The following is a 24,374-nucleotide window of genomic DNA, read 5'->3' as shown; positions in this document are numbered from 1 at the left end:
CACCTCTTTTGCGCGCCGCACGATAGCACTTGCATCGCGTTTTGATATGTATATACATAACTGAAAGCGGAGGAAACGAAAAAGATCATGGCTGGAGAGCGATCAGCAGCACCGGCAAGGGTCTGGCGCAATGCGCGGCTGGTCACGCTTGCCGAAGGCCTGGCCGGTCTTGGTGTTGTCGAACATGGCGCAATTGCCGCGCATAACGGCCGCATCGTTTTTGCTGGCCCCGAGGCCGACATGCCCTTGGGGCTGCGCGACGGTGCCGAGATCGTCGATTGCCAGGGGCGCTGGATCACCCCCGGMCTGATCGACTGCCACACCCATCTTGTCCATGCCGGCAACCGCGCCAACGAGTTCGAAATGCGCCTTGCCGGCGCCACCTATGAAGAGGTGGCGCGGGCAGGGGGCGGTATCGTCTCGTCGGTCAAGGCGCTGCGCGCGGCCAGCCAAGCCGAGCTTGTGGCGCAGACATTGCCTCGCCTGGATGCACTGATCGCCGAGGGCGTGACCACTGTCGAGGTCAAGTCGGGCTACGGCCTCGACGTTGAGAACGAAACAAAATCCCTGCGTGCCGCCAGGCAACTCGCCGATCTGCGGCCGGTGACTGTGCGCACGACATTCCTGGGCGCGCACGCTTTGCCGCCGGAAGCCAAAGGCGACAAGGACGCCTATATCGGCCTCGTTGCCGGCTCTATGCTCGACAAGATCGCGGCCGAAGGCTTGGCCGACGCCGTCGATGGCTTCTGCGAGGGCATTGCGTTTTCGCCTGCGCAAATGGCCCGCGTCTTCGACGCCGCAACGGCCAAGGGCTTGCCCGTAAAACTCCACGCCGACCAACTTTCCAATCTCGGCGGCGCTGCCCTTGCTGCGAGCTATGGCGCGTTGTCGGCGGATCATCTCGAATACACAGACGAGGCGGGTGCTGCCGCCATGGCCAAGGCTGGCACGGTCGCGGTCATCCTGCCCGGCGCCTTTTATTTCATTCGCGAGACCAAGAAGCCGCCGGTTGCGCTGTTCCGAGAGCACGGCGTGAAGATGGCCGTCGCCACCGACAACAACCCAGGCACGTCGCCGCTGACCTCGCTGCTTTTGACCATGAACATGGCAGCGACGCTGTTTGCCATGACGGTTGATGAATGTATCGCCGGCGTGACCCGCGAGGCGGCGCGTGCGCTTGGGCTACAGGCCGAAACCGGTACGCTTGAAACAGGAAAATGGGCTGACCTTGCCATCTGGGACATCGAAAGCCCGGCCGAACTTGTCTATCGCATGGGGTTCAATCCGCTCCATGCCCGTATCTGGAGAGGGAAATGACAACGCTTGTGCTGAACCCGGGCAATGCCACGCTCGCCGACTGGCGCGCCATCTATCGCGGCGCAGTTCCCGAACTCGATCCGGCGTGCCGGCCCAAGATCAAGGCCAGCGCCGAGACTGTGGCGCGGATCGTCGCCAAGGGCGAGCCGGTCTACGGCATCAACACCGGCTTCGGTAAGCTCGCCAGCGTCCGCATTCCCACAGCTGATCTCGAAACCCTGCAACGCAACATCGTGCTGTCGCACGCCGCAGGCGTCGGCGAACCGATGCCGGTCGCCGTGGCGCGGTTGATGATGGCGCTGAAACTCGCGAGCCTGGCGCAGGGCGCCTCAGGCATAAGGCCCGAGACGATCGATCTTTTGCAGGCGATGCTCGCCAGGGACGTCATCCCGGTGGTCCCGGGACAGGGTTCGGTCGGCGCATCGGGTGATCTGGCGCCGCTTTCGCACATGACGGCCACGATGATCGGCGTCGGCGACTGCCATACCCCGCATGGCATCGTGCCTGCCAAGGTGGCTTTCGTCACGCATGGGCTCGAGCATATCACGCTCGGCGCCAAGGAAGGCCTGGCGCTGCTCAACGGCACCCAGTTCTCGACCGCCTATGCGCTTGCTGCCCTGTTCGAGGCGGAAGTGCTCTACCAGTCGGCGCTCGTCACCGGCGCGCTGTCGACCGATGCGGCTAAGGGCTCGGACGCACCGTTCGACCCGCGCATCCATGTGTTGAGAAAACATCGCGGCCAGATCGAAACAGCCGATGCCTTGCGCGATCTGATGGCCGGCAGTGCCATTCGCGAGAGCCACCGAGTCGGCGACGAGCGTGTGCAGGATCCGTACTGTCTACGCTGCCAGCCCCAGGTGATGGGCGCGGCCCTGACCTTGCTGCGCCAGGCCGCAGATACACTCGGCACCGAAGCCAACGGTGTCACCGACAACCCGCTGATCTTCACCGAGGACGACACAGCGCTGTCAGGCGGCAATTTCCACGCCGAGCCGGTGGCGTTCGCCGCCGACATGATCGCTTTGGCCGTTTGCGAGATCGGTTCGTTGTCCGAACGGCGCATTGCCATGCTCGTCGACCCAGCACTGTCCGGCATGCCGGCGTTCCTGACGCCGAAGCCGGGGCTGAATTCCGGATTCATGATCCCACAGGTGACCGCTGCGGCACTGGTCTCGGAAAACAAGCAGAAGGCCTATCCGGCATCAGTCGATTCGATCCCGACCTCGGCCAACCAGGAAGATCACGTCTCCATGGCCGCCCACGGCGCGCGCCGGCTGCTGTCGATGATCGAAAATGCCTGTGGCGTGGTCGGCATCGAACTGCTCGCGGCAGCGCAGGGCTGCGATTTCCACGCGCCGCTCGCTTCCAGCGAAGCGCTCGAGGCAGTGCGCAAGCTTGTCCGTGCGCAGGTGCCGCATCTCGACGAAGATCGCCATTTCCATCCTGACATGGAAAAGGCCATCGCGCTGGTCCGCAGCGGCGGGGTCGTCAAGGCGATCGCTGGCGTCGGCCTGCCGCAAATCTCGGGTGCCCAGGCATGAGCGACACGCCCTGGCTCACTGTTATCAGAGGCAACGCACCTTTGCTGGTGAGCTTGCCGCACACCGGAACCGAGCTTGTCGGGCTCGATGACCGTTTCGTCTCGCCCTGGCTGGCTAGGCGGGACACCGATTGGTGGATCGATCAGCTCTACGCCTTCGCTGAAGATCTCGACGCAACCATCGTGCGCACCACGGTTTCGCGCTCGATCATCGACGTGAACCGTGACCCTTCAGGTGTTTCGCTCTATCCTGGCCAGACAACGACCGAGCTTTGCCCGACCGTCACTTTTGACGGCGACCCTCTCTACAAAGCAGGGCAGGAGCCGGATGCGGACGAGATTTCCAGGCGTCGTGAGGCCTATTTCGATCCCTATCACGCTGTCCTCGAAAGCGAGATCGCGCGCCTCAGGGCCTTGCATCCGAAGATCGTGATCTACGATTGCCACTCGATCCGCTCGGTGCTGCCACGCCTGTTCGAAGGCAAGCTTCCGGTCTTCAATCTCGGCACCAATGACGGCAAGAGCACCGATCCGGTGTTACAGGACAAGGTGACGGCGATCATCGCCGCGACCGGTCGCCCGTGGGTGGTCAATGGCCGCTTCAAGGGCGGCTGGATCACCCGTCACCACGCCGATCCTGCCCAAGGCATCCATGGGCTGCAGATGGAGATCGCCAATCGCGGCTACCTGCTCGAGCCCGAAGGCAAGGGCGAGCCGTCGAACTGGCCGGTTCGCTACGATGCCGATTTTGCCGCCCCGATCCGGGCGACGCTGACGGACATCCTCAAAACCGCGCTCGCCTGGGCGGGCAGCTGACACCCACTCCAAGGGAGGTTTTTGCATGACCCAACATACCCGCATCGACAATGCCCGCGTCATCCGCGCCGCCACCGGCACCGAGCTTACGGCCAAGAGCTGGCTGACCGAAGCGCCACTGCGCATGCTGATGAACAATCTCGATCCGATGGTCGCCGAAAAGCCCGGCGAGCTTGTCGTCTATGGCGGCATCGGCCGGGCTGCGCGCGACTGGGAGAGCTTTGACCGCATCGTCGCAGCATTGCGCAAACTGGAAGCCGACGAGACGCTTCTGATACAATCGGGCAAACCGGTGGGCGTGTTCCGCACCCACAAGGATGCGCCGCGCGTGTTGCTCGCCAATTCCAATTTGGTGCCGCATTGGGCCACCTGGGACCATTTCAATGCCCTCGATAAGAAGGGCCTGATGATGTACGGCCAGATGACCGCCGGCTCGTGGATCTATATCGGCAGCCAGGGCATCGTTCAGGGAACCTACGAAACCTTTGTCGAGATGGGCCGCCAGCATTATGGCGGTGACCTTTCCGGCCGCTGGATCCTGACCGCCGGTTTGGGCGGCATGGGCGGTGCTCAGCCGCTGGCCGCGACCATGGCCGGTGCGTCCTGCCTCGCCGTCGAGTGCCAGGCGAGCCGCATCGAGATGCGGCTGAAGACCGGTTATGTCGATGTGCAGGCGAAAGACCTGGACGATGCGCTGGAAATCATCGCCAAGGCGGGCCGGGACAAAAAAGCGATTTCGGTAGCACTTCTCGGCAACGCCGCTGACATCTTCCCCGAACTGGTAAAGCGTGGCGTGCGGCCCGATGCCGTGACCGACCAGACATCGGCGCATGACCCGGTCAACGGTTACCTGCCGCAAGGCTGGACCGTGGCTCAGTGGGAGGAAAAGCGCGAACGTGACCCGAAGGCTGTCGAAAAGGCCGCGCGCGCCTCGATGGCGGTTCAAGTTCGCGCCATGCTCGACTTCCACAAGATGGGCGTGCCAACCGTCGATTACGGCAACAACATCCGCCAGATGGCGCTGGAAGAAGGGGTCGAGAACGCCTTCGACTTCCCCGGTTTTGTGCCGGCCTATATCAGGCCGCTGTTTTGCCGTGGCGTCGGCCCGTTCCGCTGGGCAGCCCTGTCGGGCGATCCGGAGGACATCTACAAGACCGACGCCAAGGTGAAAGAACTGACGCCTGGCAACAAGCATTTGCACAACTGGCTCGACATGGCGGCCAAGCGCATCCATTTCCAGGGCCTTCCGGCGCGCATCTGCTGGGTCGGTCTCGGCGATCGTCACCGCCTCGGCCTTGCCTTCAACGAGATGGTCGCCAGTGGCGAGCTGAAGGCGCCTGTCGTCATCGGCCGTGACCACCTCGACTCGGGCTCGGTCGCCTCGCCCAACCGCGAGACCGAAGCGATGAAGGACGGCTCTGATGCGGTGTCCGACTGGCCGCTGCTGAACGCGCTGCTCAACACCGCCTCGGGTGCCACATGGGTGTCGCTGCACCATGGCGGCGGCGTCGGCATGGGCTTCTCGCAGCATTCGGGCATGGTCATCGTCGCCGACGGCACCGACGATGCGGCGCGACGCCTTGAGCGGGTGTTGTGGAACGACCCTGCAACCGGCGTGATGCGCCATGCCGATGCCGGTTACGACATCGCCATCGACTGCGCCAAGCAGCACGGCCTCGATCTGCCGGGTATTCTGGGCTGAACCATGCGCATCATTCGTCATGCCGACTGCCGCCCGATGCCGTGGAAGAACGGCGGTGGCGTGACGACCGAGATCATCGCCTGGCCACCTGAGGCCGGGCTCGACAGTTTCGACTGGCGCATCTCGATGGCGCAGGTGGCGTCCGGTGGGCCGTTCTCTGTTTTTGCCGGCATTGACCGGACGCTGACGGTTCTTGCTGGCTCTATGCGCCTAGCCGCAACTGATGCACCGCCGGTCGAACTCTCGCCACGGTCACAGCCTTATGCGTTTCCGGGCGATGTGAGCACCAGCGCCACCTTGATCGATAGCCCAGTCCTCGATTTCAACGTCATGACCCGGCGTCACCGCTTCAGCCATGTGGTCGCGCGGCTGGAGTTTTCCGAGCCGACCGAAATCGCTTTAGGCGAGGGCGCAAGCCTGGTCTTCCTGGCTTCGGGTTCGGCGCGCATCAGCCACGAGACGCTTGCAGCTTTGGACACCCTGCATCTCGACGACGGGCCGTCGACCCTGAGCATCGAACCGAGCGAGCCCGTGACGCTTCTGCACGTCGTCATTCGGAACCATTGACCGAGCAATCTCCAAAATCGTCGTGACATCCTGATGGAACTGGCCAACTATCCCTGCGGGGACGGGTAGGTCAGGCCGCCGATGACTGTCGTGCGGCGCAATGGAGAATGTGCCATGGACACCTACAAGGTCGGCTATTTGATCGGCAGCCTTGCTGCCGGCTCGATCAACCGCAAGCTCGCCAAGGCTCTGGTCAGGCTCGCGCCGAAACATCTCCATATGGAGGAGATCCCGTTTCGGGACCTGCCGCTCTACAGCTATGATTATGACGCCGATTTTCCGCCAGTCGCCCTCGCCTTCAAGAAGGCGCTGGCCAGCGTTGATGCTGTTCTGTTCGTTACACCCGAATACAACCGCTCCATCCCCGGCGGCCTGAAGAACGCCATCGATTGGGCGAGCAGGCCCTATGGCAGCAATTCCTTCACCCGCAAACCATCGGCCGTTATCGGGGCTTCACCGGGTGCGATCGGCACTGCGGTGGCCCAGCAAAGCCTGCGCAGCGTGCTCAGTTTTTGCAATTCACCGCAGATGAACGCGCCCGAAGCCTACATCCAGTTCAAGCCCGGCCTGATCACCGACGACGGCGAGGTGACCAATGACGAAACCGCTGAGTTCCTCAAGGAGTACATGGTCAAATTCCATCAGTTTGTCGTCAGGGTCTACACGGTGTTGCCCCGAGGCGGGTGACTTGCGGAGTGAGCCTTTCATGGCGGAGACACGCGCCGTCAAAAGGATACTGGGAAGACGTCAGGATGCAGATTCGGCTTCGCACAAGCCAACACGAAGCCCATTGTCGGACGCCGCCTGAAATATGGCTAAGTTTCAGCAATCAAAACACGAAAAAGCCCGAATCCTTGCGTTCCGATCTTTACCCGGCACTGCTATGAGACGCGTGGCGGCGTGGGCGCCGACGCTGCCATATTTTCACTTAATGGCGGTGCAAGAGCGATCTATCGACCTGTTGTGTTGCGATGCAACCAATTCTTGTTTGAAACGGTTTATGCGACAGGTCCGCGACGTCGACAGGCGCCGCGGACTTTCTGTCAAACGGAAATGCTGTAGATGAATATTCAGACTGACCTGCGCCGGATCAAAGATGTAGTGCCCAGCTTCCCGGCTGTCGCGGAACAGCCGATCAGGGCCACAGTGCTGCATGAGGACCGCCTCAGGGCGACGGGTGAAAGCCTGGCGCGCAAGGAGCTCCGCTCCTATTTCGGTCTCGAAGCATTCGACTTCCACGCCCGCATCCGCGAGAGCGCCAAAAAGATCCTGCAGGTTTATCGCGACACCAATGCCGCGCAGGGCAGGGGCGAACCGATCACGCCCGCCGCACAATGGCTGCTCGACAACAATTATCTGGTCGAAGAGACCATCTATCAGGTCAAGCGCGACCTGCCGCGCCGCTTCTATCGCGAATTGCCGACGATCGAACTCACCGAGGGACAGCGGGTGCCGCGCGCGCTCGCCATCGCCTGGGTCTATGTCGCCCATTCCGACAGCACCGTGTCGGCGCAGATGTTCAAGGCGGTGGTCGAAGGCTACCAGTCGGTCGAACCGCTGCATATCGGCGAGCTTTGGGCGCTGCCGTCACTTTTGCGTTTCGTTTTGGTGGAAAACCTGCGGCGCATCGCCGTGCGGGTCAACCGCGCGCGCGAGATGCGCGCCATCGCCAATGATGTCGCCGACCGCTTACAGAGCGTGCAGGAACAGGACGATGGTCTTGCCTTGCTGAAGGCCTATGCCGTGCACGCCCGTGACACGACTTTTGCCACGCAATTGCTCTATCGTTTGCGCGACGGCTCGCAAAACGCCGGCAAGGCATTGATCTGGCTGGAAGACGAGCTTGAGAAGTCGGGCAGCGACGCCGAAGAGATCATCATCGGCGAACACCACACGCTGTCGAGCGGCAACGTTACCACCGGCAATATCATTCGTGGCCTTCGTCTCATCGACGACCAGGATTGGACTGTCTGGTTCGAGGATGTCAGCCGTGTCGACATGCTCTTGCGCGAACGCACCAACTTTGCCGCGCTCGATTTTGCTTCGCGCGACCAGTATCGCACAGCGATCGAAGAACTGGCCCGTCACTCCAATCTGTCCGAATTTCAGGTTGCCGAGCGTGCGACCGATTTCGCCCACACCGAAAGGCCTGCCCCGGCCGAGCATCGCGACGGCTTGCAAAAAGAGTGCTCCGATGTCGGCTTCTTCCTTGTCGGCCCGCGCCGCCAGGAGCTTGAGGAGGCGATCGGCTATCGCCCGACCATCGGCCGCCTGGTCAATCGTGCGTTTCGCAAGACCAACTGGGTGGGCATAGCTCTCCCGGTCTTTGCCCTGACCGTTCTGTTGCTTTTCCTGGCGGGTAATGCGCTTGCCGCGCTCGGCCTGCCGAGCATGACGACAGCTGCGATCGTTCTCATGTTGACGCTGTTTGCAGTGCCGGCAAGCGAAGGTGCGCTCGCCTTCTTCAACACAATCGTGCTCAAGTTCCTCGAGCCGACCCGCCTTATCGGCTACGAATTCAAGGACGGCGTGCCGGCGGAAGCCCGCACGCTTGTCGTGGTGCCGTCGCTGATCGGATCGCGCGACGATGTCGAAGAGAACATCCGTAACATCGAGGTGCATTATCTCGCCAATATGTCGGGCGAAATTCACTTTGCGGTGCTGTCGGACTGGCCCGACAGCCAGGCCGAGATTTCGACCGGCGACCGTGAGATATATGATTACGCCCGTCGTGAAATCGCCAAGCTGAACCAGCGCTATCCAAGCGAAGGCGCGCCGCGCTTCTACTTGCTGCACCGCCGCCGGCTCTACAACCCGGCGCAGGGCTGCTGGATGGGCTGGGAACGCAAGCGTGGCAAGCTGCACGAGCTGAATCTGCTGCTGCGCGGCGACGGCGACACGACCTTCATGCCGACCGACACGCCGCTGCCCGACAACGTCGTCCATGTCATGACGCTCGACGCCGACACGCGCATGACGCGCGGCGTGGTGACCAAGCTGGCCGGCAAGATGTGCCATCCGCTCAACCGCCCGGAATTCGACGCCGAAAAGCGTCTGGTGACGGCAGGCTATGCGATCCTGCAGCCGCGCGTGACACCGTCGCTGACAACAGGCGACGAAGCCTCGTTTTTCCAGCGGGTGTTTTCGGCCCACCGTGGCCTTGATCCTTATGTGTTTGCCGTTTCCGACCTCTATCAGGACGTCTTCGGCGAAGGCACCTTCACCGGCAAGGGCCTGTACCATGTCGATGCGATGGAAGCGGCCCTCAAGGGGCGCATCGCCGAAAACACCGTGCTTTCCCACGATCTGCTCGAAGGCGCACTCGCGCGCTCGGCGCTGGTGACCGATGTCGAGGTGGTCGAGGATTATCCGACCCGCTATTCGGTCGATGCCTCGCGCCAGCACCGCTGGGCGCGTGGCGACTGGCAGCTGCTCGGCTTCATTTTCGATCCGAAGTCGGGTGTGCCGGCACTGTCGCGCTGGAAGATGGTCGACAACCTCCGCCGTTCGCTGACCCCGATCTTCTGGGTCATGGCGGCGATTGCCGGCTGGACGCTGTTGCCGTTCACCCAGGCCGCGCAGTGGCAGGCGCTGTTGATCCTCACTTTGTTCATGGCGCCGACCTTCGACATCATCGATGCCATCCTGCCCAAGAACCGAGATGCTACCCCGCGCGGTCATTTCAGCGCGCTCGGCCGCGACCTGGCTTTCGGCACGGCGATGGTGGCGTTGAAGATCGTGTTGATGGCGCATCTCGCCTGGATGATGGGCGACGCCATCATCCGCACGCTCTACCGCCTGTTCGTCAGCCGCAAGAACCTTTTGGAGTGGCGCACCGCATCGCAGGCCCACAAGTCGGGCGACAACGATCTCTCCGCCTATTACCGCATGATGTATGGCGCCGTGATCATCGCCCTGATCGGCCTGGTGTTGCCGGTCATGACGGATTCGACCGGTGCCTTCGTCGCCTTCGCCTTTGCCATTTTCTGGGCTGGGTCGCCGGCTTTTGCCTGTCTGATCAGCCGCTCGGCTGAAACAGAAGACCGGCTGCATGTAGCGCCATGGGATGTGCATACGCTGCGCACAGTGGCGCGCCGCACCTGGCACTATTTCGAAACCTTCGTGACGCCTGAGCAGAACCATCTGCCGCCGGACAATTTCCAGGAAAACCCCACAGGCGTCATTGCCACCCGCACCTCGCCGACCAATATCGGCGTCTACCTGTTGTCGGTCGTCTCAGCTCGCGACTTCGGCTGGATCAGCCTGGCCGATGCCGTTGCCCGCATCGACGCCACGGTTTCGACCATCGAAAAGATGGAGCGTTACCGGGGCCACCTCTACAATTGGTATGACACAACGACCCTGAGGCCGCTTTACCCGCTCTATGTTTCGAGCGTCGACAGCGGCAATCTCGCCGGCCATCTTGTGGCGGTTGCTGCTGCCTGTGCGGAATGGGCGGAGGCTCCGTCGGTCCATCTGCAGGGCGACTTCGATGGCATTCTCGACATCGTTTCGATCATCGAGGAGAGCGTCGCCGAACTGCCTGACGATCGCAGGCAGCTGAGGCCGTTGCGCCAGAGGCTCATTGACCGCATCGACGGCATGCGCCGGGCCGTGGAAACCATCAAGTCGCAGCCTGAAATGGCGTCGATCCGCACCATCAATCTCGCTGTGCTGTCGGGTGAAATCCGCAAGCTCGCAGGCGCCATCCACGCCGAGGCTACCTCGACAAAGAGCGAAGCCCTGGCCGACTGGGCAAGGACGCTCGAAGTCACCTGTGAGGCGCATGTGCACGACGCCCACAGCGACGACCAGACCGTCACCGCCTTGCGGACCAAGCTGATGGAGTTGCGCGAGCGAACCCGCAAGTTCGCCTTCGAGATGAACTTCTCGTTCCTGATGCGCAACGAGCGCAAGCTCCTGTCCATCGGCTACCGCGTCGAGGAGCATCAGCTCGATGAAAGCTGCTACGACCTGCTTGCCTCCGAGGCGCGGCTGACCAGCCTGTTTGGCATCGCCAAGGGTGACATCCCGACCGATCATTGGTTCCGGCTTGGCCGGCCGATCGTCGAGATCGGCTTCCAGGGTGCCTTGATGTCGTGGTCGGGCTCGATGTTCGAGTATCTGATGCCGCCGCTGGTGATGAAAGAGCCGCAAGGCGGCATCCTCAACCAGACCAACAAGCTCATCATCCGCCGGCAGATCCAATACGGTCGTTCGAAGGGTGTTCCGTGGGGCATTTCCGAAGCCGCCTATAATGGCCGCGACCGCGAACTGACGTATCAGTACACCAACTTCGGCGTGCCAGGGCTTGGCCTCAAGCGTGGTCTTGGTCAGAACACGGTCATCGCGCCTTATGCGACGGTGCTGGCAGCCCAGTTCATGCCTAGCGAGGCGACCGCCAACCTCAGGCGGTTGCGCAAGCTCGGCGCTCTAGGCCGCTACGGCTACTACGATGCCGTCGACTACACGCCGCAGCGCGTGCCGGAAGGCACCGACCATGCGGTCGTCTACAATTACATGGCTCACCATCAGGGTATGTCGATCGTGTCGATCGCCAACGCCATCTTCGAAGGGCGCATGCGCGACCGCTTCCACAGCGATCCTGTGATCGAGGCGGCCGAACTTCTGTTGCAGGAAAAGGCACCGCGCGACATTCCCGTCGCCACCGTCCGCACCGAAGTGGCCGAGCATACCAAGGACGAGACGACCGATCACAGTGCCGATACGCGCATTGTGCTCAACCCGATGCGCGCGCTGCGCTCGACCAATCTGATGTCGAACGGCCGCTACTCCGTAATGGTGACCGCCACCGGCTCCGGTTACAGCCGCTGGAACGACATGGCGATCACGCGCTGGCAATCTGATCCAACCGAGGATCGGCTGGGTACCTACCTGTTCCTGCGCGATATTGACACTGGTGACTGGTGGTCCACGACGGCCGAACCAAAGCGCGCCACCGGCGAGCAGACCCAGACGGTCTTCTCCGACGACAAGGCAAGCTTCATCAAGACCGTGGGCACGCTGCGCAGCGAGGTCGAATGCATCGTCGTCTCCGAAGGCAACGGCGAAGCCCGCAAGGTCACCATCTGGAACGACGCAGCCGTTGACCGTCACATCGAGGTGACCTCCTTCGCCGAGCTGGTTCTCGCACCCGAAGCCAACGACAACGCGCATCCGGCGTTCTCGAAGATGTTCGTCGAGACCGAAATCACCCACAACGGCAGCGCCATCCTGGCGACCCGCCGCACGCGGTCAGCCAACGAGCCGTCGGTGGTGGCAGCACATTTCGTCACCGACCAGTCGGGTTTCGTGCGTGACACCGAAGCCGAAACCGACCGCCGTGCCTTCATTGGCCGCGGCCGTACCATTGCCGATTCGGCAGCTTTCGATCCCGGCGCCAAGCTTTCGGGCAGCGCCGGCTTCACGCTCGATCCTGTGGCGGCCCTTCGCCGGCGTGTCCGCGTGCCGGCCAACAAGAAAGTGTCGCTGACCTTCTGGACGATCGTCGGATCGACTCGCGAGGAAGTCGAAGAGACGGTCGCCCGGCTTGACCACCCCGAGGGCTTCCCGCGCCAGGCGATGCTGTCTTGGACGCGCTCGCAGGTACAGACCAGGCATCTCGGCCTAAACCTCACGGACGCTGCCAATGTGCAGAAACTGGCACGCTACCTGATCTATCCCGATCCGTTCCTGCGTCTGTCGGCGGATGCCATCGCTTCCGGTCTTGGCCGGCAGTCGGCACTGTGGCCGATGGCGATCTCTGGCGATTTCCCCATCCTTGCGGTCAGGATCGGCGATATCGCCGACATCGAGATTATCGCCCAGGTGCTCCGGTTCCAGGAATACATGCGGGCACGCGGCCTTGTCGCCGACCTCGTCATCGTCAACGAGCAGGCGTCTTCCTACGTGCAGGACCTGCAACAGGCGATCGAGGCGCTTTGCGAGAACAGCCGCCTGCGCGGCAAGGAACTCGGACCTCGCCAGCACATTTTCGCTGTGCGCCGCGACCTGATGGACGAGGCGTCCTACCGCACGCTGCTGGCTGTCGCCCGTGTGTGCCTGCACACCCGCAACGGCACTATCTTCGACCAGATAGAGCGGGCCGAGGCCGCAGCGCTTCAGGCGCGTGACGCGCTCACGGCTGCCCAGGCTACCGACAGGCCTGACACGACGGCGCTTCAAACGTCGCCTTCACGCAGCGCCCGCAAGAGCGTCGGCGACGGGCTGGAATATTGGAACGGTTTCGGCGGCTTTGACGCTGGCGGCCGCGACTATGTCGTGCGCCTCAATGGGACCCGCGCCACGCCGCAGCCTTGGATCAACGTCATTGCCAATGCCGGCTTCGGCTTCCACAGTTCTGCCGAGGGGGCTGCCTTTACCTGGAGCCGCAACAGCCGCGACTACCAGCTGACGCCATGGTCCAATGACCCGGTGACCAATCGTCCGGGCGAGGCGATCTACATCTTCGATCGTGCCAGCGGGCGGACATATTCGCCGATTGCAGCTGTCGCTCGCGACGCGGGTGCAACCTATGAGGCCCGCCACGGCCAGGGTTTCTCGACCTTCAGCTCCAAGCGTGGCACGCTGGCGACCGAACTGACCCACCTTGTCGACCCGAACGACTCGGTTCGCGTCTCGCGCCTGCGTATTGAGAATACCGGCGCTGTGCCGGCAAAACTCAAGGTCTATGCCTATGTCGAGTGGGTGCTTGGCAACAGCCGGGCCAAGACCGCGCCCAACATTGTCTCGTCCCTCGACGTGGCGACCGGGGCGCTGCTGGCCCGCAATACCTATGGGCTTGATTTCGGCGAGCGTGTCGCCTTCATGGCGATGGATGGCAAGGCCAGTTCGGTCACTTCCGATCGCCATGAATTCATCGGGGCGGGCGGAACCGTCGAGGCGCCACGCGCTGTCACGCTCGGCGTCGAGCTGACAGGCCGTGTCGAGGCGGGCGTTGATCCATGTGCTGCGATATCAAGAGATATCGAGGTGCCCGCGGGTGGTTCGGTCACGCTGCTCTGGTTGCTCGGAGACGCCGGCTCGGACGAAGAGGCGAGCGCGCTGGTAACCCGCCATCTCAAGGTTGATTTCGATCAGAGGCTGGCTGAGAACGAACGCAACTGGCGCTCTTTCCTGGGCACGATCGAGGTTGAGACGCCCGACAAGGCGCTCGACGCGATGGTCAACAACTGGCTGCCTTATCAGAGCCTTGCCTGCCGCATCCGTGCACGCTCGGCTTTCTATCAGGCAAGCGGTGCGTTCGGCTTCCGCGACCAGTTGCAGGACACGCTTGCGCTGCTGATGCATGACGCGGGCCTCGCTCGTGAGCAGATCCTGACTGCGGCTGGCCGGCAGTTCGCCGAAGGCGATGTCCAACATTGGTGGCTGCCGCGCACTGGCGCCGGCGTTCGTACGATGATCTCCGACGATGTCGTGTGGCTGGCGAGTGCTGCCGCGCGCTACGTTTCGGTGACCGGAGATACAGCGATCCTCAATGAGCAACTGCCTTTCATCGAAGGCCAGGCGCTCAATCCGGGCGAGCACGATGCGTTCTTCACGCCAGAAGCTTCGAAGAAGAAGGCCTCGCTCTACGAGCATTGCGCGCGTGCGCTCGACCTTGCGATCAAGCGGACGGCCAAAAACGGCCTGCCGCTGATCCTTGGCGGCGATTGGAACGACGGCATGAATCGTGTCGGCGAAGAGGGCAAGGGCGACAGCGTCTGGCTTGGCTGGTTCCTGCTGAGAACCCTGGGCGAATTCGCCCCCTTGGCCAAGGCCGAGGGCGATTCCAAACGTGCAAACGCCTGGGACAAGCACGCCAATGCCTTGAAGCGGGCGCTGGAGAATGCTGCTTGGGATGGCGAGTGGTACCGTCGCGGCAGCTTCGATGACGGCACGCCGCTTGGTTCGCGCAACTCCGACGAATGCAAGATCGACTCGATCGCGCAGTCGTGGAGCGTGATTTCGGGCGAGGGCGACCCAGCCCGCTCGCAGACCGCCATGGCGCAGGCGACAAAAATGCTGGTCGACGACGAGCTTCAGCTCATCAAGCTGTTCACGCCGCCTTTTTCGGAGACCGAAAAAGATCCGGGTTACATCAAGGCCTATCCACCTGGTGTGCGCGAAAATGGCGGCCAGTACACCCATGCGGCGACCTGGTTTGTCATTGCCTTGGCGGAAATGGGGCAGGTCGACGAGGCCTACCGCTGCTTCTGCATGCTCAACCCGGTCAACCATGCGCTCGACGAGAAGGCGGCCGAGACCTATCGGGTCGAGCCCTATGTCGTGGCGGCAGATGTCTATGCCGATGCCTCCAAGGCAGGGCGCGGCGGCTGGACCTGGTACACCGGTTCGGCCGGCTGGCTCTATCGCGCCGCCGTCGAAAGCATCCTCGGCATCACCCAGCGCGGCAACCGGCTGGTCATCGCGCCGGCTATTCCCAAGCATTGGGAAGGCTATTCGGCCACGCTTCGTTTGGGCGGCGCCGTCTACAGGTTGCGGGTGGTGAGGGACAAAGCCGCTAAAGCTGTGAAAGCCGAGGTCGATGGCGTGAAGGGCAAGGACGCGTCCTTTGCCATGCGCGATAGCGGCGAGTTCGAAGTAATAATCCGCATTCCGGCTTAGCCAGCCATGCGACAAGGATGATTGGAGCGCCGCGCGTCAACACGACGGGCGGCGCTCTTTTTCATTCAAGCAGCAAATCGGGCTTGCCTTTTTTCGCGTCAATGCGCTAGTCCGCGATCTTCGTCATCATTTCGCCGCAACGATGCCTTTTTTCGTTAGTTCTCAATTCCTTATCGGATCACACCAGATTACGGGCCGTTGAAATGTGTTGGTCGATTTTTTTGAACCCAACGGCTATCTGCGCATTGTCTTGCGGACCTGAGGTCGCTATCTGTCGGCCATGGTGCAGTGCACAATAAAGGGACGAACGGGACTCAAGGGGTACCAAAGTGTCGTTGCTTGAAGTCTATTGGAGAGCCCTTCGTTATCTTGCCGCAGACGGCAAGAAGGTCGGGTTGATTTGCGCTGCCAACATTGTGTTGGCAATCGTCACTATTGCTGAGCCTATCCTGTTCGGGCGTATCATCGATGCCATCGCCGGGAAGACGGAAGTCGTGCCGACCATGGCGCTATGGGCGAGCTTCGGCGCGTTCAATATCATAGCCTTCGTGCTGGTGGCGCGCGGCGCCGACCGCCTCGCTCATGCGCGGCGCGGCGAGGTGCTTTGCCAGTCGTTCGAACGCGTCATCACCATGCCGCTAGCCTGGCATCAGCAAAGTGGCACGTCGCATTCGCTGCACACCTTGCTGCGTGCGATCGAAGCACTGTTCAGCCTGTGGCTCGAATTCATGCGCACGCATCTGTCGACGGCGGTGGCGCTGGTGCTGCTTGTCCCGACTGCGTTTTCGCTCGACGCCCGCATGTCGCTGGTGCTGATGGTGCTGGGCGCGCTTTATATCGCCATCGGCCGGCTCGTCATGCGCAAGACCAAGGAAGGTCAGGCCTCGGTCGAGCGCCACTACCACAAGGTCTTTTCCCACGTCTCGGATTCGGTCAGCAACGTCGCGGTGCTACAGAGCTACAACCGTGTCGGCCAGGAAACCGAAGCCCTTCGCGGCTATGTGAAAGCGCTGATCGCGACGCAGAACCCGGTTCTCGACTGGTGGGCTTTGGCTTCGGCCATGCACCGGCTGGCCTCGACCATCTCGATGATGGTGGTGCTGCTGATCGGTGCGTATCTCGTCAGCAAGGGCCAGTTGCGCATTGGCGACATCGTTGCCTTCACCGGCTTCGCCGCTTTGCTGATCAGCCGGCTCGACCAGGTTTCCAACTTCGCCAACCAGATCTTCGACGCTCGTTCGAAGCTGGAAGAGTTCTATCGCCTCGAGGACTCCGCGGGCGATGATCGCGAACCGGAAGGTCTGCGCGAGCTGGAAAATGTCACCGGTCACGTCCGCTTCGAGAATGTCAGCTTCGAGTTCCCGAATTCGGGACAGGGCGTCACTGACGTTTCTTTCGAAGTCAGCGCCGGCCAGACGGTCGCCATCGTTGGCCCGACGGGTGCGGGCAAGACGACGCTGATCAACCTGTTGCAGCGGGTCCACACGCCGCACCAGGGCCGCATTCTCATCGATGGTATCGATACGCGCACGGTGACCAAAAAGTCGTTGCGCCATTCGATCGCCACCGTGTTCCAGGACGCCGGCATGCTTAACCGCTCGATCGAGGCCAACATCCGTGTCGGCCGCGCCGGCGCGAGCTATGAGGAAGTGCATGCCGCTGCAAGTGCGGCGGCGGCGCAGGACTTCATCTTGTCGAAGAGCGAAGGCTACGACACCAATGTCGGCGAGCGCGGCGGACAGCTGTCCGGTGGCGAACGCCAGCGTATCGCGATTGCCCGCGCCATCCTCAAGAGCGCGCCGATCCTGGTTCTCGACGAAGYCACGAGCGCGCTCGACGTCGAGACCGAGAACAGGGTCAAGGACGCTATCGACATGCTGCGCGACGGTCGCACGACCTTCATCATCGCGCATCGCCTGAGCACTGTCCGCGACGCGGATCTTGTCGTGTTCATGGATCGCGGCCATGTCGTTGAGATGGGCGGCTTTGCCGAGCTTTCTGCTCGCAACGGGCGTTTTGCCTCGCTGCTGCGCGCCGGTGGCCTGCTCAATGATGAGGAAGTCCGCCGCGTCACTCACGTCGAGGCAGCGGCCTGACGGTTGTTGGCTTGACGCAAGATATGGAACGGGGCGCTTCGGCGCCCCGTTTGCGTTGTCGCCCGCGACGTCGGAACCGATTGCGAAGAAAACCTGCCAGGGCTATTTAGCGTCCATGACACAGACGACCTCGCAAGCTTGGCGTTTCAGCGACCTCGCCAATCCGACCCGCTTTATCGCACTGGTGGACAAGACCGTGCCCTGGCTTGCCGGGGCGTCGGTATTGGTGCTGGCAACCGGGCTCTATCTCGGCTTTGCCGCGCCCGAGGATTTCCAGCAGGGCAGCACCGTCCGCATCATGTACATCCATGTGCCTTTCGCCTGGCTCTCGATGATGTGCTATTCGGTGATGGCGATAGCCGCGCTTGGAACGCTTGTCTGGCGCCATCCGCTTGCCGACGTCGCGCTGAAGTCGGCGGCACCGGTTGGCGCCGTGTTCACTGCGCTCGCACTGCTAACCGRATCGATCTGGGGCAAGCCGATGTGGGGCACATGGTGGGTGTGGGACGCCCGGCTGACCTCGGTCTTCGTCCTTTTCCTGATGTATCTCGGCATCATCGCCCTGACCCGCGCGCTCGACGACCCGGCACGTTCGGCCCGCGCGGCAGCGGTCATCACGCTTGTCGGTTTTATCAACATCCCGATCATCAAGTTTTCGGTCGAGTGGTGGAACACGCTGCATCAGCCGGCTTCGGTGTTCCGTCTCGGCGGCCCGACGATTGATCCAAGCATGCTGTGGCCCCTGATGACGATGGCGCTTGGCTTTACCCTTTTGTTCTTCACTCTGCATCTTATGGCGATGCGCACCGAGATCTGGCGTCGCCGCGTCGTCGCCATGCGCCAGATTGCAGCGCGCAGGGCCGAGCGCCAGCAGGCCTGACTGCCCTGATGTAAAACAAGGAAGAGACCATGTGGCCGGATCGTCGAATTCTTGATCTTCTGGGCCTCGAACTTCCGATCCTTCAGGCGCCGATGGCTGGACCGGTCGATTCCGAGATGGTGATTGCCGTGTCGGAGGCCGGTGGCCTTGGCGGTCTCCCTTGCGCGCTGATGTCGCCGGAAAAGGCGCGCACCGAGCTCGGCATCATTCGCCAGCGCACCGCGCGGCCGATCAACATCAACTTCTTCTGCCACAAGCAGCCTGAGGACGATCCCGCGCGCGAAGCCGCCTGGAAGCACAGGCTCGAACCTTTTTACCTCGAACTCGGGCTTGATCCGGCAGCGCCCGCCCCGCGTTCGGCACGCGCGCCCTTCGATGCCGAGTTCTGCGAGATCGTCGAGAAATTCCGCCCCGAGGTGGTGAGCTTCCATTTCGGCCTGCCGGACGCCGCACTGCTCGACCGCGTCAAGGCGACCGGCGCCAAGGTACTGTCGTCGGCGACGACCGCCGACGAGGCGGTATGGCTGGAGGCGAGAGGCTGCGACGCTATCATCGCCCAAGGTGCCGAGGCCGGAGGTCACCGCGGCATATTCTTGACCGACGATATCGCCAACCAGCCCGGCACCTTCGCGTTGGTGCCACAGGTGGTCGATGCCGTCAAAGTGCCTGTCATCGCCGCCGGCGGCATCGCCGACGCGCGCGGCATCGTCGCGGCTTTCGTGCTTGGCGCTTCGGCGGTGCAGATCGGCACGGCCTATCTGTTCTGCCCCGAAGCCAAGGTAGCCGCTCCCCATAAGGCGGTGCTGCGCGCGGCGAAGGACGACCACACCGCACTGACCAATGTCTTCACCGGCCGCCCCGCGCGCGGCATCGTCAACCGCATCATGCGCGAGGTTGGCCCGATGTCGGATATGGCGCCTGCATTCCCGTTGGCGGGCGGCGCGCTGGCGCCGCTCAGGGCCAAATCTGAGCCGCTTGGTTCAGGCGATTTCATGTCGCTATGGTCGGGGCAGGCGGCTCGTTTCGGCCGCGAAATGCCGGCCGCCGAGCTGACACGAGTGCTCGCCGACGAAGCGCAGGCGCTGCTCGCCAAATTTGCCAGATAGAACTGCCCCGATTTGGGGCTACTTCGGCGTCAGCGTGCGCCGCACCGCATCGTGCCAGCCTTTCAGCTTGGCGGTGCGCAGGTTCGGCTCCATTTGAGGCGTGAACTGCCGGTTGAGCGCCCAGGCCTTGGAGAACTCCTTGGCCTTCGGCCAGACGCCGGCGTGAGAGCCGGCCAGCCATGCGGCCCCAAGGGCGGTGGTTTCGAGCACGGTCGGCCGGTCGACAGGCGCATCCAGGATGTCGGCCAGCCGCTGCATCGTCCAGTCGGAGGCGACCATGCCGCCGTCGACGCGCAGCACAGTCTTGCCGTTTCTGGTCTTCCAGTCCTTCTTCATGGCATCGAGCAGGTCCAGGGTCTGATAAGCGACCGATTCCAGCGCCGCGCGCGCGAACTCTTCAGGACCCGTATTGCGGGTCAGCCCATAGATCGCACCGCGCGCCTCGGCATCCCAATGCGGCGCGCCGAGCCCGACGAAGGCCGGCACCAGATAGACGCTCTGCGTGTCGTCGGCATGGGCCGCCAGCTCGCCGCTATGCTCGGCCTTGCCGATCACCTTGATGCCGTCGCGCAGCCATTGCACGGCGGCACCCGCAACGAAGATCGACCCTTCGAGCGCATAGGTCGTCTTGCCGTCGAGCCGGTAGGCGATGGTCGTCAACAGCCGGTTCTTGGAGCGGACGATGTCGCTACCGGTATTGAGGATGGCAAAACAGCCGGTGCCATAGGTGGATTTCATCATGCCCGGTTCGAAGCATGCCTGGCCGATCGTCGCCGCCTGCTGGTCGCCAGCCACGCCCAGGATTGGAATCTCAGCACCGAACAACGATCTATCGGTGACCCCGAAGTCGGCGGCGCAATCCTTGACCTCGGGCAGCATCACTGCGGGGATGCGCAGGATGTCGAGCAATTCGGCGTCCCAGGCGTTTTTCTCGATGTTGTAGACCAAAGTGCGTGAGGCGTTGGTGGCGTCGGTCGCGTGCACCTTGCCGCCGGTCAGGCGCCAGATCAGGAACGAGTCGATCGTGCCGGCGAGCAACTCGCCGCGCTCGGCCCGCTTGCGCGCGCCCTTCACATGATCGAGCAGCCAGGCGATCTTGGTGCCGGAGAAATAGGGATCGAGCAGCAAGCCGGTCTTTTTGGTGAAGCGCGGCTCCAGCCCTTGCTTCTTGAGGTTGGCGCAGAGCAATGCTGTGCGCCGATCCTGCCAGACGATCGCATTTTGGATCGGCTTGCCTGATACCTTGTCCCAGATGACGACCGTTTCGCGCTGGTTGGTGATGCCGATCGCCGAAATGTCGCCAGCGGCCTTTCCAGCCTTTTCGAGTGCGATCTTGCAGGTAGAGACAACGCTATCCCAGATTTCCTCCGGGTCGTGTTCGACCCAGCCGGAGGCGGGGAAATGCTGGGTGAATTCCTTCTGGCCTAAGCCGGCGAGCTTCATCGCCGCATCGAAAACAATCGCCCTGCTGGATGTTGTGCCCTGATCTATCGCCAGAATGAAGCCGCTCATTTTCCCTCTCCTGCTGCATGAAGGGGAGGCGGTATGGTGCCGTCTCCCCTTACAAATCGACGCCGTGCGATATTGCGCTCGACAGGTTATTAGCCGTCGGCAAGGTTGGTAGCTAGGCCGCCGCGTTGCCGGCTCTCGTGCCTATTCCTTGCAGAAATTCATCGAGTGACGCGGCCTGCTCCTTGCCGAGCTTGAGACCGCGCTTGGTGCGTCGCCACAAAATGTCCTCTGCCGTCACCGCCCACTCATGGTCGACGAGGTAGCGCACCTCCGCCTCGTAGAGGTCGGCGCCGAAATTGCATCCCAGCTCGGCTTCGGATTTGGCGAGGCCCAAAAGGGCTTTTGCCCGCGTGCCATACAGCCGGGTCAGGCGACGGGCGAGGCGCATGTCGAGGAACGGATAGGCGGCCTTGAGTTTCACCACTTCGGCGTCGAATGCGGTTGCCGCAAACTCGCCGCCAGGCAGGGCTGCTGTCGCTGTCCAGGATTTGCCCTTCTTGCCCAGATGCTTTTCGATGATATCGAGCATCGACTCGGCAAGACGCCTGTAGGTGGTGATCTTGCCGCCAAAGATGTTGACGATCGGCACCTTACCCTCGCCGCCATCCGACTTCAGGACATAGTCGCGCGTCGCTTCCTGCGCCTTGCTGGCACCATCGTCATAAAGCGGCCTGACGCCGGAATAGGTCCACACAATGTGCTCGGGCTTCACCGGTTCGGCGAAATATTCGCTCGCCGCAGCGCAGAGATAGTCGATCTCAGCCTGGCTGATCTCTGCCATATGCGGGTCGCCGTCATAATCCTGGTCGGTGGTTCCGATCAGGGTGAAGTCTTCTTCATAAGGAATGGCGAAGATGATCCGCCCGTCCTTGTTCTGGAAAAAATAGGCGCGCGGGTCATCGAATTTCTTCGGGACCACGATATGACTGCCCTGGACCAGGCGCACATTGTGGACGTTGTTCTGCCCGACTGTCTCGGTCAAGACATGGTCGATCCACGGCCCGGCGGCGTTGACGATCAGCCGCGCCTTGACCTCTTCGATCTTGCCGCTGCGCGTGTCTTCGACCTGGATGGCCCAATGGCCATTGTCCCGGCGCGCACGCGTCACCTTGGTCCGGGTGCGGATCACCGCCCCCCGGTTGGCAGCGTCGCGGGCGTTGAGCACCACCAGCCGGGCATCATTGACCCAGCCGTCCGAATATTCGAACGCCTTTGAAAACATCGGCTTGAGCGGCTTGCCGGCGGCATCGCTTTGCATGTCGAGCGTCTTGGTCGCGGGCAAAAGCTTGCGCCCGCCAATGTGGTCGTAGAGAAACAGGCCGAGCCTGATCAGCCAGGCCGGACGCAGGCCCTTGGCGTAGGGCAAGACAAAACGCATCGGCCAGATGATGTGCGGCGCATTGCGCCACAGCACCTCGCGCTCCATCAGTGCCTCGCGCACCAGGCGGAATTCGTAATGTTCGAGATAACGCAGTCCGCCATGGATCAGCTTGGTCGAGTAGGACGACGTGCCGCTGGCGAGATCGTTCATTTCGGCGAGGTAGACCGAGTAACCGCGTCCGACCGCATCGCGTGCGATGCCGCAGCCATTGATGCCGCCGCCGATGACCAAGATGTCATGTATGTCGGGCATGCTCACGCCTTCGCCGTTTTTTCGCACTGCAGCAATTTTAGCATAAATGAAGCTCGATTTGGATTATTTCGAACTGAAAATGAATGTCAAACGAAAATGAAGGTGACGCGGACCCGATCTAGCGCGTTGGCGAGGACATGGAATTTGCAAGGAACAACTGAGCGGCCGGGAGCGCCGCATGCTGACGAAGTGGCCCTCCCGCTGATCGATTGCGGTTAGCCTGCGCTCAGGCTGGGTTCTCCAGATTGAACTGACCGCTGTGCTCGTCATAGCCAAACAACTCGGCATAGCGGCCCCAGGAGATCGCTGCCCTCAGGGTTGCCTCGGCGCTCTCTTCCGACATGTGGTCTTCGAGTTCTTCCGAGAAGCGCGTGAACGGCGCGCGATGGCTCGGCCGCTCGTCGAGTACACGCCGGATCAGGGCGGCGAGCGGCACGTAAGCGACGAGATGCTCGGCAAACAGCCGCTTGCGGGCATCGACTTCGGAACCGACGAACCGTCGCCCGAATTCGCTCAACTGGACGTCGCCTTCGGCCATCTCGGCGAAGCGCAGCAGTTGCAGGGTCTCGGCGATCGGAAAGAGTTCGTCCACCTCCATTTGCAGCGTAGCCGCAAGGTCCGGCAGGTCGGCCTTGCCGCCATAGGCGGGGGCTGCAAGCGCCTCCATCAGGCCTGACAGCAGGTTGGTCGAAACGCGTGGCAGCACCATGCCGATACCCGTGCCGGCTAAACCTTCGATGGCCCGCTTTTCGGCCTTTTCGGCCGGCGTGCGCTGGGTCATGCGCGCGTAGATGTCGTCGACGAGCTGACGGAAGGTGGGATCGTCGCGGTTGCGCGGATGCGGCAAATCGATCTTGATCTCGGTCGCGACCCGTCCGGGGTTCGACGCAAAGATCAGGATCCGGTCGCACATCAGCACCGCCTCCTCGATGTTGTGCGTCACCATCAGGATCGACTTGATCGGCAGACGTCCTTCGATCCACAGATCGATGAGGTCGGTGCGCAGCGTCTCGGCGGTCAGAACGTCGAGTGCGGAAAAGGGCTCGTCCATCAGCATCAGGCGCGGGTGGACCACCAGCGCGCGGGCAAAGCCGACACGCTGGCGCATGCCGCCGGACAGCTCCTTGGGGTACGCGCTTTCGAAACCATCGAGGCCGATTAGGTCGATGGCTTCGATGGCGCGGCGCCGCCGCTCCGGCGCCGGTGTGCCCAGCGCCTCCAGGCCGATCTCGACATTTTCAAGCACGGTGAGCCAGGGGAACAGGGCGAAGCTCTGGAACACCATGGAGATGCCTTCGCAGGGTCCGATCACGGGCTTGCCACACCAGTTGACGTTGCCGCTGGTTGCTGTGATGAGGCCCGACAACACGCGCAGCAGCGTCGACTTGCCCGAGCCGGAGCGGCCGAGCAGCCCGACGATCTCGCCTTCTCGGATCGACAGCGACACATTGTCGAGCACAACGAGCTCGGCATTGTCGCCCTTGGGATAGACCATGCGCACGCCGGAGATATCGACAAKCGGAGCCGTGGTGAGGTTGGAATGGGTATTGGTGAGTTCGAGCAGGGTCATGGAATGTC

Annotated in this window: 13 protein-coding genes; 10 read left to right on the top strand and 3 right to left on the bottom strand. The window is 62.4% G+C overall.

Annotated features, from left to right (window positions below; genetic code table 11):
• The first annotated feature begins 87 nt into the window (after positions 1-87).
• The 10 genes from hutI to AC1DWF_RS06355 all read left to right on the top strand — a co-directional run bounded on the left by hutI (position 88) and on the right by AC1DWF_RS06355 (position 19,651).
• The gene (gene hutI / locus AC1DWF_RS06400) at positions 88-1,317 is read left to right on the top strand and encodes an imidazolonepropionase (RefSeq protein WP_476786859.1); all 1,230 of its coding nucleotides are present in this window, start codon (positions 88-90) and stop codon (positions 1,315-1,317) included.
• The gene (gene hutH / locus AC1DWF_RS06395; RefSeq protein ID WP_476785304.1) at positions 1,314-2,858 is read left to right on the top strand and encodes a histidine ammonia-lyase; all 1,545 of its coding nucleotides are present in this window, start codon (positions 1,314-1,316) and stop codon (positions 2,856-2,858) included. The genes hutI and hutH overlap by 4 nt, the downstream gene beginning before the upstream one ends.
• Positions 2,855-3,673: an N-formylglutamate deformylase gene (gene hutG, locus AC1DWF_RS06390; RefSeq protein WP_476785299.1), complete on the top strand. Its 819-nt coding sequence runs from the start codon at positions 2,855-2,857 to the stop codon at positions 3,671-3,673. Before hutH ends, hutG begins: the two co-directional genes overlap by 4 nt.
• A gap of 25 nt (positions 3,674-3,698) precedes the next feature.
• Complete coding sequence (hutU, locus tag AC1DWF_RS06385; RefSeq protein WP_476785300.1) at positions 3,699-5,375, top strand: urocanate hydratase; 1,677 nt, start codon at positions 3,699-3,701, stop codon at positions 5,373-5,375.
• Positions 5,376-5,378: 3 nt separating this feature from the next.
• A complete protein-coding gene (locus tag AC1DWF_RS06380; protein ID WP_476785301.1) occupies positions 5,379-5,942 on the top strand; it encodes a HutD/Ves family protein in 564 nt (187 codons plus the stop codon).
• A 114-nt stretch (positions 5,943-6,056) separates the two neighbouring features.
• Positions 6,057-6,629: an NADPH-dependent FMN reductase gene (locus tag AC1DWF_RS06375; protein WP_476785302.1), complete on the top strand. Its 573-nt coding sequence runs from the start codon at positions 6,057-6,059 to the stop codon at positions 6,627-6,629.
• Positions 6,630-7,004: 375 nt separating this feature from the next.
• Complete coding sequence (locus AC1DWF_RS06370) at positions 7,005-15,569, top strand: GH36-type glycosyl hydrolase domain-containing protein (protein WP_476804401.1); 8,565 nt, start codon at positions 7,005-7,007, stop codon at positions 15,567-15,569.
• Positions 15,570-15,898: 329 nt separating this feature from the next.
• Entirely contained in the window at positions 15,899-17,665 is a 1,767-nt protein-coding gene (locus AC1DWF_RS06365; RefSeq protein ID WP_476841530.1) for a glucan ABC transporter ATP-binding protein/ permease, read from the top strand.
• Positions 17,666-17,780: 115 nt separating this feature from the next.
• Positions 17,781-18,545 (top strand): heme ABC transporter permease, encoded by a 765-nt coding sequence (locus tag AC1DWF_RS06360; protein WP_476841529.1) that lies wholly within the window; start codon positions 17,781-17,783, stop codon positions 18,543-18,545.
• A gap of 29 nt (positions 18,546-18,574) precedes the next feature.
• Positions 18,575-19,651 (top strand): NAD(P)H-dependent flavin oxidoreductase, encoded by a 1,077-nt coding sequence (locus AC1DWF_RS06355; protein ID WP_476788625.1) that lies wholly within the window; start codon positions 18,575-18,577, stop codon positions 19,649-19,651.
• 18 nt (positions 19,652-19,669) lie between these two features.
• Here the strand turns inward: AC1DWF_RS06355 and glpK are convergent, their stop codons facing one another.
• The 3 genes from glpK to AC1DWF_RS06340 all read right to left on the bottom strand — a co-directional run bounded on the left by glpK (position 19,670) and on the right by AC1DWF_RS06340 (position 24,366).
• Positions 19,670-21,163 carry a glycerol kinase GlpK gene (gene glpK / locus AC1DWF_RS06350; protein WP_476788624.1) on the bottom strand — a complete coding sequence of 498 codons (1,494 nt, stop codon included), beginning with the start codon at positions 21,161-21,163 and terminating at the stop codon, positions 19,670-19,672.
• A 112-nt stretch (positions 21,164-21,275) separates the two neighbouring features.
• On the bottom strand, positions 21,276-22,796 hold the full coding sequence (glpD, locus tag AC1DWF_RS06345) for a glycerol-3-phosphate dehydrogenase (protein WP_476788623.1): 1,521 nt from the start codon (positions 22,794-22,796) through the stop codon (positions 21,276-21,278).
• A gap of 226 nt (positions 22,797-23,022) precedes the next feature.
• Positions 23,023-24,366 (bottom strand): ABC transporter ATP-binding protein, encoded by a 1,344-nt coding sequence (locus AC1DWF_RS06340; protein WP_476841528.1) that lies wholly within the window; start codon positions 24,364-24,366, stop codon positions 23,023-23,025.
• Positions 24,367-24,374: the final 8 nt, after the last annotated feature.

It is taken from the genome of Aminobacter sp. P4_D5, assembly GCF_056401815.1.
This window is presented reverse-complemented; position numbering and strand designations above follow the sequence as displayed.

What these genes read in the sequence shown, in the direction of transcription:
- AC1DWF_RS06380 (WP_476785301.1), top strand. Translation starts at nt 5,379, where the DNA reads ATGCGCATCATTCGTCATGCCGACTGCCGCCCGATGCCGTGGAAGAAC.
- hutH (WP_476785304.1), top strand. Translation starts at nt 1,314, where the DNA reads ATGACAACGCTTGTGCTGAACCCGGGCAATGCCACGCTCGCCGACTGG.
- AC1DWF_RS06355 (WP_476788625.1), top strand. Translation starts at nt 18,575, where the DNA reads ATGTGGCCGGATCGTCGAATTCTTGATCTTCTGGGCCTCGAACTTCCG.
- AC1DWF_RS06370 (WP_476804401.1), top strand. Translation starts at nt 7,005, where the DNA reads ATGAATATTCAGACTGACCTGCGCCGGATCAAAGATGTAGTGCCCAGC.
- glpK (WP_476788624.1), bottom strand. Translation starts at nt 21,163, where the DNA reads ATGAGCGGCTTCATTCTGGCGATAGATCAGGGCACAACATCCAGCAGG.
- hutU (WP_476785300.1), top strand. Translation starts at nt 3,699, where the DNA reads ATGACCCAACATACCCGCATCGACAATGCCCGCGTCATCCGCGCCGCC.
- hutG (WP_476785299.1), top strand. Translation starts at nt 2,855, where the DNA reads ATGAGCGACACGCCCTGGCTCACTGTTATCAGAGGCAACGCACCTTTG.
- AC1DWF_RS06375 (WP_476785302.1), top strand. Translation starts at nt 6,057, where the DNA reads ATGGACACCTACAAGGTCGGCTATTTGATCGGCAGCCTTGCTGCCGGC.
- glpD (WP_476788623.1), bottom strand. Translation starts at nt 22,796, where the DNA reads ATGCCCGACATACATGACATCTTGGTCATCGGCGGCGGCATCAATGGC.